The 16145-nt window shown below is 41.2% G+C and carries 11 protein-coding genes; 2 read left to right on the forward strand and 9 right to left on the reverse strand.

What is annotated here, in order from left to right; translation table 11 throughout:
* Positions 1–14: 14 nt before the first annotated feature.
* The 6 genes from AAC855_RS14145 to deoC all read right to left on the reverse strand — a co-directional run bounded on the left by AAC855_RS14145 (position 15) and on the right by deoC (position 8773).
* Positions 15–2687 (reverse strand): outer membrane usher protein, encoded by a 2673-nt coding sequence (locus AAC855_RS14145; protein ID WP_340610449.1) that lies wholly within the window; start codon positions 2685–2687, stop codon positions 15–17.
* A 320-nt stretch (positions 2688–3007) separates the two neighbouring features.
* Positions 3008–3553: a fimbrial protein gene (locus AAC855_RS14150; RefSeq protein ID WP_340610450.1), complete on the reverse strand. Its 546-nt coding sequence runs from the start codon at positions 3551–3553 to the stop codon at positions 3008–3010.
* Between the two features lie 725 nt (positions 3554–4278).
* Complete coding sequence (gene deoD / locus AAC855_RS14155) at positions 4279–4995, reverse strand: purine-nucleoside phosphorylase (protein WP_099108838.1); 717 nt, start codon at positions 4993–4995, stop codon at positions 4279–4281.
* Positions 4996–5192: 197 nt separating this feature from the next.
* A complete protein-coding gene (gene deoB, locus AAC855_RS14160) occupies positions 5193–6416 on the reverse strand; it encodes a phosphopentomutase (RefSeq protein ID WP_340610451.1) in 1224 nt (407 codons plus the stop codon).
* Between the two features lie 77 nt (positions 6417–6493).
* Positions 6494–7861, reverse strand: coding sequence for a thymidine phosphorylase (deoA, locus tag AAC855_RS14165; protein ID WP_340610452.1), 1368 nt, complete (start codon positions 7859–7861; stop codon positions 6494–6496).
* Positions 7862–7993: 132 nt separating this feature from the next.
* Positions 7994–8773, reverse strand: a complete 780-nt coding sequence (deoC, locus tag AAC855_RS14170) for a deoxyribose-phosphate aldolase (protein WP_340610454.1) — start codon at positions 8771–8773, stop codon at positions 7994–7996.
* A 1150-nt stretch (positions 8774–9923) separates the two neighbouring features.
* On the opposite strand from deoC, the gene AAC855_RS14175 reads away from it, so the two are divergent.
* Complete coding sequence (locus AAC855_RS14175) at positions 9924–10952, forward strand: carbon starvation induced protein CsiD (protein ID WP_340610456.1); 1029 nt, start codon at positions 9924–9926, stop codon at positions 10950–10952.
* Between the two features lie 101 nt (positions 10953–11053).
* Positions 11054–12220, forward strand: a complete 1167-nt coding sequence (locus tag AAC855_RS14180; protein WP_340610458.1) for a DegT/DnrJ/EryC1/StrS family aminotransferase — start codon at positions 11054–11056, stop codon at positions 12218–12220.
* A gap of 152 nt (positions 12221–12372) precedes the next feature.
* On the opposite strand, the gene AAC855_RS14185 is transcribed toward AAC855_RS14180, so the two are convergent.
* From AAC855_RS14185 to AAC855_RS14195, 3 genes are all read right to left on the reverse strand, one after another.
* A complete protein-coding gene (locus tag AAC855_RS14185; protein ID WP_340610511.1) occupies positions 12373–13638 on the reverse strand; it encodes a NupC/NupG family nucleoside CNT transporter in 1266 nt (421 codons plus the stop codon).
* Positions 13639–13976: 338 nt separating this feature from the next.
* Positions 13977–14747, reverse strand: a complete 771-nt coding sequence (locus tag AAC855_RS14190) for a TatD family hydrolase (protein WP_340610459.1) — start codon at positions 14745–14747, stop codon at positions 13977–13979.
* A gap of 169 nt (positions 14748–14916) precedes the next feature.
* On the reverse strand, positions 14917–16068 hold the full coding sequence (locus AAC855_RS14195; protein WP_340610460.1) for a patatin-like phospholipase family protein: 1152 nt from the start codon (positions 16066–16068) through the stop codon (positions 14917–14919).
* Positions 16069–16145: the final 77 nt, after the last annotated feature.

The following is a 16145-nucleotide window of genomic DNA, read 5'->3' on the forward strand; positions in this document are numbered from 1 at the left end:
TTTCTTATTACTTTTTACTTATCATTTACATTTAAAAACTGGCAAGGCAGTAAAAATGCGGTTGAATACTCTGAAGAGATATCATCTGGTACAGTCACCTCACATTGAGCACGTCCATCCCAATGAATCTGCAATTTTTCACCTTTTGTCATTCCACTCAGGTAGGCATATCCATCATCACTCACCATGCCGATTTCCCGTTGCTTGGCATTCGTAACAGATGCACCAAAAGGCGGGAACGAACCATCAGGCAAACGGATCACTGTCATGGCTTTAATCCCGGACATCACCTGAAATTTACGGTATCCAATGGCACCTTCAGTTAAGGTCGCCAACTGAACCGAACGCATTGCTTCCACGTCATCCGGCAATTTATCCAAGTCAATATTTGCGGTATTGCGGTGATAGCTGTTCACATCAGCCAGTACTGCTTTGCCAAAGTAATTGGAGTGAACTGAAGAGCCGTAGGTCTGGACAGGCACATTCCGTACACCTTCGGTATCGACCATCAGACGGGTTGCACCCGCTATATTCGTACGGTGTAAAGCGACGCCTTTGCTCGTTGCAGTGATCCCACCCTGTAAACCCAGAGTTGCACTAGTATTACTGTCGGATTGGTGGCTGGCGCTGGCGGTCACTAATGCCTCATCACCATAATGGGTGTAATAACCGTCTACTGTTGCTCTTCCACGTGTATTCACACCTGTTGAAATACGATAGTTATTACGATCATCAATTCGATTGAAATAGCCGACGGTATGACCATTACCCTGACGATTGACTAATCCGTTATAGCTGACAGTTCCTGTTTCTCCCCAAGGAATGGAAAGGCTCAGATACAAGCCGTCATCTTTCTTATTGTCGAAATTGTTACGATAAGCGGATAAATTGACGTAGATACCTTTATAACGCGCTATATCCAGATGTTTAGATAAAGAGAGGTCATAGCGGTTATTCGTTGGCCTATTCCAGTAAGTTTGGTGGCTATAGCTGAACGTAGTGCTGAACCCTAATTCATTAAATTGTTTATTTAAATTAACGGTATAAAGTTCTTTTCCACTATCAGAGGATACATTTCGGGAACGGTAACGACGGTCAATATATTGCCCCATGCTCATGAAATCGCGTTCAGAGAAGCGATATCCGGCAAATGTCAGCTGACTGTTGTATTCTTCAAAACGTTTCGAGTAACTGAGACGATAAGATCCCCCCGTCAACGTTTTGTCCTCACCCGGCAATTTTGCTCTTGAACCTGTTACATCAAACGCCAATGCCCCAAACATCAGCAAATCACGTCCTATCCCCAGCGATAAGGCGTCATAGTCACCCGCAGCCAAAAGCCCGCCATATAATGACCAGCCGTTATTGATCCCCCAGGAGAATTCGCCCAGACCAAAAGCCGGCCCTTCACGACGATGCTTTTCATTCGTGGATTGTCCGCCAATAAATTTATACTGCACACGTCCGGGGCGCGTTAGGAAAGGAACGGTTGCCGTATTAACCTGAAATTGCTGAACACTACCATCCTGCTCTTCAATTCTGACATCCAATGTCCCTGCGACGGCATCACTGAGATCCTGAATACGGAATGGGCCTGCGGAAACCTGAGTTTCATACAACACTCTTCCCATCTGGCTGATAGTGACTTTGGCATTGGTTTTCGCAACCCCTGTCACCTCAGCGGCATAGCCCCGTAAATTGGGTGGCAACATATTTTCATCTGTTACCAGACTAATGCCGGTGTAACGGAAGCTATCGAAAATATTGGAATTAAGGTAACTCTCTCCCAGTGTCAGCTTAGCTTCCATCGTGGGAAGTGCGCGATACGCGTAGTAGCGGGTCCAATCCCAACTGCGTTTTCTGGAACTGGAGCGATTTGTCTCATCCGAACTGTTCTTGCCGGTATTATCGTGATCGTATCTGCTCTGCCAGTTTGCACGGAAGCGCCACGCGCCGGCATTCATACCTGCCGTGCCATTTGCGCTGATTTGCTGGCGAGCATTACCATGATCGGGTTTAGTTGCCTGCGCATAAAGGTTGTAATCAAATAACAATCCGGGTACACCTTCATCCCAGCGGGAAGGAGGATCCCAATTCGGTGATTCATATTCCAGATAGATTTTAGGAACAACTAAATACAGGGTATAGGTGGCTAAATCCCCTTTAGCTAACGTCCCCGGCAGGCTATTCAGATCAAGGCATTTTTCATTATTCTGCCAGACTAATTTATCAGCCCATTTTGATTGCAGGCCGATTCTTTTCACTAATTCTGGTGAGATACAGGCTTCACTGCCTTTCGGATCATTATCCGGCACGAGAAAGTCAATAGGATACATATCCTGCAATTCAGACTGATTCACCCGAACTGCCATCATATAGTTCCCCGGCATGATATAGCCTGCACGGGAAAACTTCTCCAAATCAATATTGGAGCGCTCATTAATATCCAGCGCGTCAGTATTGAATTCAATGGGCTTAGAATAGGCAAACTGGATACCGGATAGAGAAAATAGTATCAGAGCAGAAAGTAGCTTAATTCCGGGCATCGGAGGTTTTGTATTTATTTTATTAGCTATTCTTTGTTTATTAAGCACGTGGTTTTTATTAAAGATTCTTTTTCTATTACTGCGTGTTTCTTTATTAACAGACGAAAAATCATGATTCATAGAAGCTATAAACCAAGCCATAACATCCTCTAAGCAATGAATCGTTAATAATTCAATTTGAATTTAATTACTGCCTGATAGTGCCAAATCCGTATGTATGGCAGAATGTGTGATTTTCCGAATATAGGTAACTGAGAAAACATCGACTTCAATTAAGTTTAAAGAAGCTTTTCAGTTCTCAGCCACTTAAATCGCTTTCTTATCAGTTTTAAGCACCGTTATTAAACACAGCGCATGTTTGAAATAAGCTTAATAGTGATGTCAGGAAGCCCAAATAAAAATCAAAATAACATGAGCTCCCTGACATTAAGCAACTAAAAACTAGCCTTTAGTTTTCACTATTACAGGTAGTTCAAAGTAAAGTATGCGAATGCATAGAAGTCACCTGTTGTTACAGTCTGACCAGGGATTGTTTTCAGGTTCGCATCAAAGCGCAGGCGGTTATCAACTGCATCTACACCCGTTGTAGGCATGCCGAAACGAACCAGTCTTCCGTTCTCACCATCATTTAAGTCGCCAATCTGGATGCCTACACCTTTAGCTTTACCTTTAATAGCTAAAAGATCGCCGTTAGCATCAACCGTATCACCTGTGAACGTGGTGGTAATTTTCTTTCCTGTGATATCAGAACATTTGTCTAAAATAATATCAAAAGGTATACGTTCGGATTGACCATCTGGATTAGACTTAAACTTAGAAGTCCGAACTTCGCCAAAATTAACATCAATATGGGAATTTTTAATTGAACAAGTCGGATTAATAATAGAACCTTTGAAATGAACAAAACCACGATCATTCATGTTATCGTCACTTCCACCTGCATTTGCAGCGCCTGCAGTTAAAGCGACACCAAGACCTAAAACCATTGCCAATTTATTCAGTTTCATAATCGAATTTATACCTTTTAATTAAAAAGTAGGGATTTATATTCAAGGAATATCCCAAGCCCAGAAATTAATTTCTGGCTCTTAGGATAATTGCTATTTAGTTTTTTGACAGACAGCTTAACTGTTCAACTAAATGAAATCGATATTATGATTCTATACAAAGCACCCTAAGTCAAATTTCAGCGGATAAAACTGGCAATGATCCCTAACTGCGTACCGGATATGAGTTTTTGCCAAAAACCACGCATAGACAGCAATATATTTTACTGCTAAACATGTAAATTCAGATTATTTTCCTGAATTGCGCCTCACAAAGACGAACAGTTTAGAATCTTAGTTTGCGCATCTTTATTGAGCGATTTTATCTTTTTTAAAATAAAAAAATACTCAATTAAACTAAAATAATAATAAAAATTAGTTTTTAATATCAAAAGAAAAGGGAAAGACAAAATATAAACAAAATATTCATCTAAATTAAAAAATTAACACGCTAATTATAATATAAAATTATTACTTTAGTTGAATGGGTGTTTTTTCGTTAAAAATATTCATTTATTATTTTCATAATAAAATCAACGATTGGTAAAATGAAAAAAACAAACAAATAAATGAGATTGATTCTTAATAAAACCATCTGAAAAACATATTATATTGGCTAATAAAAAAGCCCTACTCATTATAGAGAAGGGCTTTTATTTTAATAAAGTAATTAAATTACATTATTTTTAATTGTCACCTAACAAAATAGATTCAAGTGCAATTTCAATCATGTCATTGAAAGTAGTTTGACGCTCTTCAGCAGTCGTCTGTTCACCTGTACGAATATGGTCAGAAACAGTACAAATTGCCAGTGCTTTTGCACCAAATTCAGCCGCAACACCGTAAATGCCAGCCGCTTCCATTTCAACGCCCAGAATGCCGTATTTTTCCATAACATCGAACATTTGTGGGTCTGGAGTATAGAACAGATCCGCAGAGAAAATGTTACCAACGCGCGCATTGATATTTTTCGCTTTAGCTGCATCAACCGCATTACGGATCAAATCAAAGTCAGCGATTGCTGCAAAATCATGATCTTTAAAACGCAGACGGTTGACTTTAGAGTCGGTACAAGCCCCCATACCAATCACTACGTCACGAATTTTAACATCTTCGCTTACGGCACCACAGGAGCCAATACGGATAATCTTTTTGACACCAAATTCGGTGATCAATTCTTTGGCATAAATAGAGCAGGATGGAATGCCCATACCGTGCCCCATGACTGAAATGCGACGGCCTTTATAAGTACCAGTGAAGCCGAGCATACCGCGCACATCGTTAACCTGACGCACATCTTCCAGAAAAGTTTCTGCAATGTATTTTGCACGCAGTGGATCGCCTGGCATTAAAACAACATCAGCAAAATCGCCCATCTCAGCATTAATATGTGGGGTGGCCATAAATCTATTCCTTGTTTTTATTATACCCGCCGTCTTTCGGGTTGCTTCTTTGTTGGCTCTGATCGCTTCTCCCAGTCACATAGCTACCTATGCGCCGGAGGTCACTCACTTGCCACCGCGATGCAGCGCAAAATCCATAGGGTATGGGTATTAAAAAAATATTAGCGATCGGGGAAGCTGATAGCTCCCCCGGAAAATCAGAACATCACTTTACCGTAATCCATTGGTGTCAGGCCGAAATAATTCGCCACTGTCTGACCAATGTCAGCAAAGGTTTCACGATGCCCTAATGAGCCCGGTTTTACCTTTGGCCCATAAACCAGTACAGGTATATGCTCACGGGTATGATCCGTACCCGGCCAGGTTGGATCACAACCGTGGTCAGCCGTCAGGATCAGAACGTCATCTTCTTTCACCATCTTCAGCATTTCCGGCAAACGGCGATCAAACAGTTCCAGCGCAGCAGCATAACCGGCTACATCACGGCGATGGCCGTAAGATGAGTCAAAATCAACAAAATTGGTGAACACAATCGTATTGTCACCGGCCTGCTCCATTTCTACCAATGAAGCATCAAACAGTGCATCAATTCCCGTCGCTTTCACTTTTTTAGTGATACCGACATTCGCGTAGATATCAGCAATTTTACCAATGGAAACCACTTCACCCTGTTTCTCATCAACCAATTTTTTCAGTACAGTCGGGGCTGGTGGTTCAACCGCCAAATCATGACGGTTGCCGGTACGCTGGAAGTTACCCGCTTTATCGCCGACAAACGGACGGGCAATGACACGGCCGATGTTATAACCGCCATCAGTAAGCTCTTCACGGGCGATTTCACATAATTCATACAGTTTATCCAGACCGAATGTTTCTTCATGACAAGCAATCTGGAAAACGGAATCCGCTGAGGTATAGAAAATCGGTTTACCCGTTTTCATGTGCTCTTCTCCCAGATTGTCCAGAATAACGGTACCAGAAGAGTGGCAGTTACCCAGATAGCCCGGCAGGTTGGCACGTTCAACCAGTTTATCCAATAATTCCTGTGGGAAGCTGTTTTCTAACTCGTTAAAATAACCCCAGTCGAATAAAACCGGAACACCGGCAATTTCCCAATGACCTGATGGTGTGTCTTTACCAGAAGAAAGTTCACTCGCATAACCATAGGCGCCGATAATATCGGCATCTTTATCCAAACCAACCGGGAAGGTTCCACTCGACTCTTCTGTTGCTTTTCCCAGTCCCAAACGGCTCAGATTCGGTAACTTCAACAATCCCTGACGACCGATATCAGCTTCACCACGAGCGCACTGTTCTGCAATATGCCCTAAAGTGTTAGACCCTTTGTCACCAAATTTTTCTGCATCTGCACTCGCTCCGATGCCAAAGGAATCCAAGACCATGATGAATGTACGTTTCATAATTTTCTCCTGTGTCAATTCACGCTATCAATACGGGAACTGCCAGCTGTTAAAATCTATTCAATACTTCTGTTGAATTATCCACCAATACGACGATAAACCATCTGGGTGGCGACTTTCATTCCGGCATTCAGTTCTGCTGCCGAAGTATGTGCCTGTTGAAAAACAAGCGATGCACGTACAGCCTCTGCCGCCATATGCCAGTCATCTTCATTATTGGCATGAATCACCATCAGAGGAGTATCTGTGTTTACTTCTGAGCCAAGTGCAATGATATCACTCAACCCCACACTGTAATTAATCGGATCAGTCGCTTTACGGCGACCACCACCTAATGCAACGACGGCCATTCCCAATGCACGAGTATCCACTTCTGTTACAATGCTTTGTTTTTTAACTATATTATCTCCAGCAAATACGGGGCTGCTGAAAGAAGCTATCGGTAAATAACGATCATAGTTTTCAATAAAATCAACAGGCCCTTTCTGAGCTGCTACCATACGCCCGAAGATTTCCGCAGCCTTACCATTATCGAGTACTGCTTGTAATTGGCGATATGCAGCATCACGATCTTCTGCCAGTTTACCTGATACCAACATTTCAGCAGATAATGCCATAGTCACTTCAAATAACCGGGGATTGCGGTATTCTCCCGTCAGAAACTGCACCGCTTCACGCACTTCCAGCGCATTACCGGCACTGGATGCTAGAACCTGATTCATATCGGTCAACAGTGCCGTTGTCTTACACCCCGCGCCATTAGCCACCGCAACAATCGATTCCGCCAACTGTTCTGACTGCTCATAAGTCGGCATAAATGCGCCAGAACCGACTTTCACATCCATAACTAAAGCATCTAATCCTTCAGCCAGTTTCTTGCCCAGAATAGAAGCGGTAATCAGCGGAATAGAATCAACGGTTGCAGTAATATCACGTGTTGCATAAAAACGTTTATCCGCTGGTGCCAGTGAATGAGTCTGACCGATAATGGCAACGCCAACATCCCGGATAATGTCACGGAATCGGTGATTATCGGGGAAAATATCAAACCCGGGGATGGATTCTAATTTATCCAGCGTCCCTCCGGTATGACCTAATCCACGCCCTGAAATCATCGGAACATAACCACCACATGCTGCAACCATCGGCCCCAACATCAGAGATGTTACATCACCAACACCACCCGTCGAGTGTTTATCCACAACCGGGCCGGGCAAATTCAGCTTTCTCCAGTCAAGGACTGTACCAGAATCACGTACCGCCAATGTTAAGGCAATACGCTCTTCTATCGTCATATCCCGGAAATAAATAGCCATCGCCAGAGCAGCAATTTGCCCTTCTGATACCGTATTATCACGCACAGCGTTAATAAAGAAGCGGATTTCTTCTTCGCTCAGTGAAAAACCATCTCGTTTTTTGCGGATAATTTCCTGCGCCAAAAACAAAGCTACCTCCCATTATCATTGCCTGAGAAGAACAGCAGTCATGAATCAGCTATATCTTAACGAACATTCAAGGCATCGTTATTGATCTTAAACGACTGTTTTCATCACTACTGCATTCAATAACTTCTGTTACTAATAACTGCTGCTTTGTTTTTGACCCTGATGACCTAGCGCCGTCAATAAGCTACCCAGCAGACTGGAAGCACCAAAACGGAAGTGGCGGGAATCTGCCCATTTGTCACCCATGATCCGGCCTGCCAGTGCCAGATACTGTGCAGCTTCTTCTGCTGTGCGGACACCGCCCGCCGGTTTAAATCCGACAGTCTCTCCCACGTTCATATCACGAATAGCACTCAGCATGATCTCGGCACTTTCCAGTGTCGCATTAACCGGCACTTTTCCGGTTGATGTCTTAATAAAATCAGCGCCCGCTTTAATTGAGATTTCAGAGGCTTTACGGATCAGCGCAGCGTCTTTCAGCTCTCCGGTTTCAATAATGACTTTCAGCCAGACACCTGATTCAGCACAGGCATCTTTACAGGCTTTAACCAAATCAAAACCAATTTGTTCGTTACCCGCCATCAATGCGCGATAAGGGAAAACTACATCAACTTCATCTGCACCATAAGCAATCGCTGCACGGGTCTCCGCCAGTGCGATATCAATATCAGCATTGCCATGAGGGAAGTTCGTAACAGTAGCAATACGGATATCCGGAGTTCCCTGTTCACGTAGTACCTTACGGGCGAGGGGAATAAAACGCGGATAAATACAGATGGCCGCAGTATGCCCTGCCGGACTGTTTGCCTGATGGCAAAGTGCTGTCACTTTCTCATCAGTATCATCATCATTGAGTGTAGTTAAATCCATCAAGCTCAACGCACGTTGAGCAGCTGCGGTTAAATCGGTCATAAAACTCTCCAACGGTATTTTTATTGAATCAATTCACATATTCTTCCGAACATTTATACATTTCGTCTTTCAAGTTGCCTCTTTGCTGGCTGCGCTCGCTCACTCCGGTCACCGTTTTTATAAACATACGGTTATCTATGCTCCCGGGAACTCACTCTCTTTCCGCCACGACGTATCTTGAAATCCATTGTGCATAATCCCTAACTGTTCCGAATTATTAATGTATTCATATGTTGGTGAGCGGACTTGGTTCCTTGAAGATGTTGCAATGCCCTATATCACCGCAACAACAGAGTTCCTTCTCTCCGCACAATGTTTTCTCCAACTTTATTACTCTTGTAGTCAGAGATTTTTCGATCAAGTCATTGTATTTTATTATTTGAACCTATAAATGGCCAAATATTTATGTCTTTTATCACATTAAAAGAATCTAAATTGCAATAACACACATTTTATTGTGAGAAAAATCACATTAAATAGGTTTAGTCGCGTAAAAAAACAACCTGAACAACAATAGATTTAAAGTTGATATCAATGCATTTACCTTCGATTTTTACGATAACCCATTTTTGCTTACCAGATAGAATTTTTCCCCCATGACAAAAATGTATCTTCTCCCACAGATTGTCCGGCAACATACTGACCAAAATAACGAGTATTCCAGAATAATTTATTCGCATAGAACATGCTGTTTATACTCAAGCAAATTTAATATTGCTCCCACAGGTAACAATCACATTCATCGGATAATAACAGCAGCAGCACTAAACAAAACTCAGGTTAACCACATTTCTACAGGAATTTCAATATTGGTAACTTATTGTTAAAAAATAACATAGTGATAACACATTGATTTTGCTAAATTGATGTACATATTAGTAGATAAGTGATGCAAAAGAGTATTTTTTATTTTTATCAAGAAAATCATTCTCTATTCACTTTAAATTTATTTATATAAGTTTACTTGCAGGATTTAAAAAGACATTTCTCAGTTAACAATGTAGAAGCACATGTAGTTATTGAGTTTTTATTTAGTATTGTTTTAGCTATTTCTCTTTTAGTTATCGTATTTTATGACACTTTCCATTCATTTTTTTAAAAAAACTTGGCGCATTTAATATTTGGAATACTAAATAGGATATTAATAAAAATGCTAAATGTTAAGGATAATGGTGAAAACACCATCACATTATTACCTCAAGAAAGAAATGCCATTTATTCATCATTACAAAAAATCCCTGATGAATATAACCAGGAAAACACCCCCTTAGAACTTGAAAAACTCGCATGTAATATTATCTCTAATCATCTCAATAATGATAACTTAATAAAATTATTGCAGTTTGAGAAAGATAATAATATTCCATTTCTACATATCAAAAATTTTCTACCTTTAACTGATTATCCTCCAACCCCTAACAACGATCTTAGTCCAACAACACAAGGTTGGAAAATTCCCGCCGCTGCATTATTAGGGCTACTTCACCTGACAGGTCACACAGCTCGATCATTTTTAGATGAAATGGGAGGTCGGTTGTGTCATATGGTCATGCCATCAATTAATGATGAAAAAAGTTATCTCCGTTCAACTAAAAAACTTAATTTTCATACCGAAGTAGTGAATGGTTATTTTCAAGAAGAAAACCCTGTTGTTGGCTCACCGCTTTCCCCCGAATCATTTGGACTAATTGGTTTAAGAAACCCAGATAATATACCAACCACATTATTACCTCTTTGTGAGGTAATGAAAAATCTCAAACAGAAAGAAATTGATGAGCTAATGAAGAAAAACTTCACTGCCAGAAGCCAATCTTCCTTCGATAAAAATATTGAGGTAAAAAACATTTCTATATTATCTCCCTGCCAGAATGGAGAAATAGGTATCAGGTATAGTAATAGCAAAATAAAAGGAAATAATAAATACGCACAACAAGCTTATGAAGCCATGACTGATGTAATAAAAAACTCGGAATCTATTCAATATGTATCCTTAGCGCCAGGGGATGTACTTATTGTTAATAATAGAATTTGTTTACATGGCCGTAGCTCTATCACTGACACCGCAAAATTCAACGGAGAAGATCGCTGGCTTATTCGCATTTATGGATACAAAAAACATAGTACTGATTTTATGAAAATACGTCAGGGTAGCAATCATATAATGGAAGTGGACATATAAAAATCATTATAAAAAACACCTATTAATGAAAAGACCACTAAACATAATTTAACCAGATGATACCGGATATTTAATTCCTTAAATCAAAGGATAATAAAAAAATGAAAGATAAAATAATCATTGATTGTATTTTTAAAGCTAAAAGATCAAAAACACAATACGAAAATATGTTTCGTACTTTAGATAAAGCTGATTTACTTTCCGGTGATTCATCCGTTGTAACAGAATATGAAACATCGTTAAAAGAATTTTTTAATGTTAAATATGCGATTGCAGTATCATCGGGAACTGCTGCTTTGCATGCCAGTATTACTCAGGTCATAAACCCAGGAGATGAAGTTCTGGTGCCTGCGATTTGCGTACCAATGACAATATCTGCTGTTTTACAAGCGGGTGGTATACCGGTCTTTTATGATTGCTCTAGAAACTCGTTTTATCCTGAACTTGCTTCTCTGGAAAAACAGACTAGTTCATCTACACGTGCGCTTATCACCGTTGCTATGTGGGGTTATAGTGCCATAAATAAAGAAATAAAAGACTATGCCAAAAAGCATAAAATAACAATTATTGAAGATGCAGCACAAGCAGCAGGAACTCATGGAAAACAAGGTTATGAAGGAACGATTGGTGATATAGGTTGCTTTAGTACACATGAATTTAAACTTATCAGTACTGGGGAAGGTGGATTTGTCCTTACTAATTCGGATCAGTTTGCAAAAAATATACAAGAATTCACGCATATAGGCTTTTGTGCAGAAGCCAAAAGTTTTGGTCATAATAATGGTTTAAATTATAAATTATCATCATTTCAGGCAGCTGTAGGTATTGATCAATTATCAATTATTGAGAGTAAGATTCAGGAACGTAACAAAAAGGCAGAACAATGGAGAGAAAATCTAAGTTCTGGTTCTGAGTTAACTTTCATGAATTCGCATTATGATATATCTCATAATGGCTATGGATTATGCACATTTTTACATTCGCATACTAATCTCACGGGAATTGAGTTAGCCAGACAACTTAATGCTGTAGGTATAAACACAGATACTTATCGATATAAAAATACGATTGTGTGCAATTATCCATTTTTAAAAGAGTTCTATCTGACACCCCGGTATTCGGGCAGAAATGAGATAGATTTTCCTAATGCGACAAATTTAGTAAAACAGATGCTGGTTTTACCCTGCCATGACGAAGTTACCGATAGTGCTATCGATATAGCATCAGAGCAAATCCTATCGTTATTAAGGAAGAATTCATCCACATAAAGAAAGAGGAAATAAGAGGAATATTAAGATGGTAAAGGGTTATCAACTAAACGATATTTGATTAAGACAAAGTGCTGGAGCCAGCACTTTGTCAATAATCTGAGTAAGGTAAACATTCTTCACCTTACTCAATCTAATACACTATTCAATGATTACAATGCGAGGAAAAATCCAGCAATTGTGGCACTCATCAGGTTAGAGAGTGAACCAGCCAATACAGCTTTCAGACCGAAGCGGGCAATATCACCACGACGGTTTGGTGCCATACCACCTAAGCCCCCAAGCAACACAGCGACAGAAGACAAATTCGCAAATCCACACAAAGCAAAAGAGATAATGGCTTTAGTATGATCAGAAAGAACCTGCAGACCGGCTGCTTTCACGACATCATCCGGTTTCAGATAGTCGCCAAAGTGCATGAATGCAACGAATTCATTAACTATTATTTTTTGCCCGATGAAAGAACCGGCCACGGTTGCTTCATGCCACGGCACACCAATAAGGTAAGCGATTGGCGCAAATACCCAGCCCAGAATCAATTCCATAGACAATTGTGGATAGCTGAACCAACCACCGATACCGCCTAACATACCATTCAACAAAGCAATCAATGCAGTAAATGCCAACAGCATTGCACCCACATTCAGAGCCAACTGCATACCGGATGCCGCACCAGATGCTGCCGCATCAATAATATTGGCCGGACGATCCTCTGCTGATACTAGTGACATCGCATCAACATTATCGTGAGTGGTTTCAGTTTCCGGCACCATCAGTTTTGCAAATAACAGGCCACCCGGCGCTGCCATAAATGACGCTGCTATCAGATATTCCAGTGGAACACCCATTGATGCGTAACCCGCCAATACAGAGCCGGCTACCGATGCCAGACCACCACACATCACCGCAAACAGCTCGGATTGTGTCATGGTTGAAATATAAGGGCGCACAACCAGAGGTGCTTCAGTTTGCCCAACGAAAATATTTGCTGTTGCTGACAGGGATTCTGTACGTGATGTTCCCAATACTTTTTGCAAGCCACCACCTAATATTTTGATGATAAGCTGCATAAGGCCAATGTAATACAAAACGGCAATCAGAGAAGAGAAAAAGACAATAACTGGCAGGACGCGCAGGGCAAAAACAAAACCACCGCCGCCGAACAGCTCAAACATTTTGTTAGATACCAGCCCGCCAAAGATAAAATCAATTCCCTGCTGACCGTATCCGATGACGTTGGAAACACCTTTTGACATTCCAATCAGAATGTCTTTACCTGCTGGTACATAAAGCACAAATGCACCAATAAGCACCTGAATCAAGAAGGCACCAAGGACAGTGCGGATTTTAATAGCTTTGTAATTACTCGAGAAAAGTACTGCGATAAAAATCAGCACTACCATCCCTATCAGGCTCATAATGAGTTGCATTGGAAGAATCCCTGTTCACTGAATGAATGAAAAATATGTCAGTTATATTGTGAGTTCCTACTGACACTGTGTGTGGAGGCGATTATACCCAGTAGTAAAAAAGAACAAGCAACTGACATCACAAATTAATGCAGCAAAAAGTAATATAAAAACGGGAAATGAGACTTACATCACATATAACCATTCTATTTATCAGGGTTTAGATAATTTTGCGGTAAAAAAGGAAGAAATGAGAAGATAATGCCAGTTAAATATTATTAATGTTTATTTCAACCAGAATAGCCTCTTTCGTTCAACCAAAAGTAGACTATTTTCACTGAACTAAATTAGCTGATCGCAAATAATTCCATGCTATTTTGATAAATTTGGCGGGAAATTTCATCCGGAGATTCAGGACGTAATTCACACAATGCAGAAAAAACCTGCGCGATTCTTTCGGGTCGGTTTGGCTGCCCCTGAAAACCGGCTAGTGGCATATCAGGTGCATCCGTTTCCAATACTAAAGAGGAAAGAGGCAGACGAGCTATGGTATCACGCGTTTTTTTCGCTCTTTCGTACGTTATCGTTCCCCCGACACCAATATAAAAACCCAGACGTACAAAGGCCTGCGCCTGAGATAAGCTACCCGCAAAGCCATGAATAACGCCGGTACGGGGTACATGATGTTTTCGTAACATTGCCGCCAGTTGATCGTGACTTTTGCGGGAATGAAGCAGCACAGGTAATTCATATTTTTTGGCCAGCTTGAGCTGAGCTGCCAGAACGCTTTTTTGCCGCTCAAACTGTGGTTCTGCCATATACAGATCAAGACCAATTTCACCAACCGCTACACAGTGAGGAAGTTTCTCTTTGAGTTTCTGCTCCAGACATTCCAGATCGGTATCATGATGTTCATTAATATATAAAGGATGTAATCCGAACGCGACATAAATTGCCTGATACTTAGCCGCTAAATCAGCTACTCTCTGGAAATACACCTGACTGACAGTCGGCACAATAATTTTTTCAACGCCCACTTGTCTGGCTCGTTCTAAACTTGCGGTTTCGTCACCCGAAAAAGGAGAGAAATCAAAATGGCAATGTGTGTCAATAAACATCTATTTATCCATATCATACACTTCGTCTTTCAAGTTGCCTCTTTGTTGGCTGCGCTCGCCCACCCCGGTCACCGTTTTTATAAACATACGGTTATCTATGCTCCTGAGGATTCACTCTCTTGCCGTCGCGATGCATCTTGAAATCCATCGTGTATATCTGTCGTCATCATTATTGTTCATCATAATCGTTATTGATCATAGTTGTACCAGTCAGTGGCATCAGTTCGCTATCATTTACGCCGGTTTCCTCTGCCATTCTTACCGAAGTATCTATTGCGGGGGTATGCTCACTACACAGAAAACTATTGCGACGGAAACCATTACGCTTCGTTCCATCATGGTTGAAACTGCTGCGGGAAACACCATAACTTTTACGTTTTTCCACCCCAAATTTACCCCCAACAAAAGTATGTCCGATAGTCGCCAAAAAGTACCGCCCACAACGCCGCCCCAAGTGATAATCGGTGTTCAATGCTTTTGTTTTACTTCCCAGAGCCATCGTTGCCAACGGTGCAGGTGGCCTAATTTCGAAGATTTGTACGTCATCCGGCGGGTTTTCAATAAATCGTTGTGTTCGAAAGTAGCTTGTAGCATGCTGCTTTAACATTCTGAGCATTTTTTGCTGACTGCTGGTTTCCAGCCAGCGCTCCACTCGCTTGAACCACTGTGACGTATAGTAAAGCTGTGAAGGCACAGTCCTGACCACAACAATAGTATCAGCCCCTCGACGGTATGCTTCTTCAACCGGAATCGCATCGCTAATGCCACCATCCTGATAAACAATACCATCAAGTGTCACCCCATTGCGATAAAATCCGGGGATCGCACTGGAAGCCTTGATAATTTCCATCCAGTTACTTTCATTAGGTTGAAAATAACTGGCTTCGAAATTATCAGCACGGCATGTGCACATGTAAAACTCACGACCATCATCAAAATGATTCATCGCAATAGGAATATTTAAGGGAATTTGTTCAGAGATCATATCAATATACCAATCCAGATCGATAAGATGCCCGCCCCGGACAAAGCGCAATGGATTGAAAAAAGTCGGATTGGTTGTGTACTTGTTGATCACCTTGCGAGCATAACCTTTTTGACCACAGATATAAGCAGAAAGGTTCTGAGCACCCGCCGAGGTACCAAGAAATAATTCGAACGGGTTAAAATCCAGCCGGAGAAATTCATCCAACACACCTGCCGTAAAAATGCCCCGCTGCCCTCCACCTTCACAAACAAGTGCAATTTTTCCGGGTTTTATCTGCGATGTATAAGCTAAAGGCTCTATACTACCCAACGTAATTGGAATATGTTTCCCCACATTTCCCCCCTACAAAGTCAATGTCAGTTCCAAGGTGTCATTTGAATTATGATCATCTTTCAGTCATTAGTAATAAT

The sequence above is a fragment of the Xenorhabdus bharatensis genome, from assembly GCF_037996705.1.
GTDB classification, from domain to species: Bacteria; Pseudomonadota; Gammaproteobacteria; order Enterobacterales; family Enterobacteriaceae; genus Xenorhabdus; species Xenorhabdus bharatensis.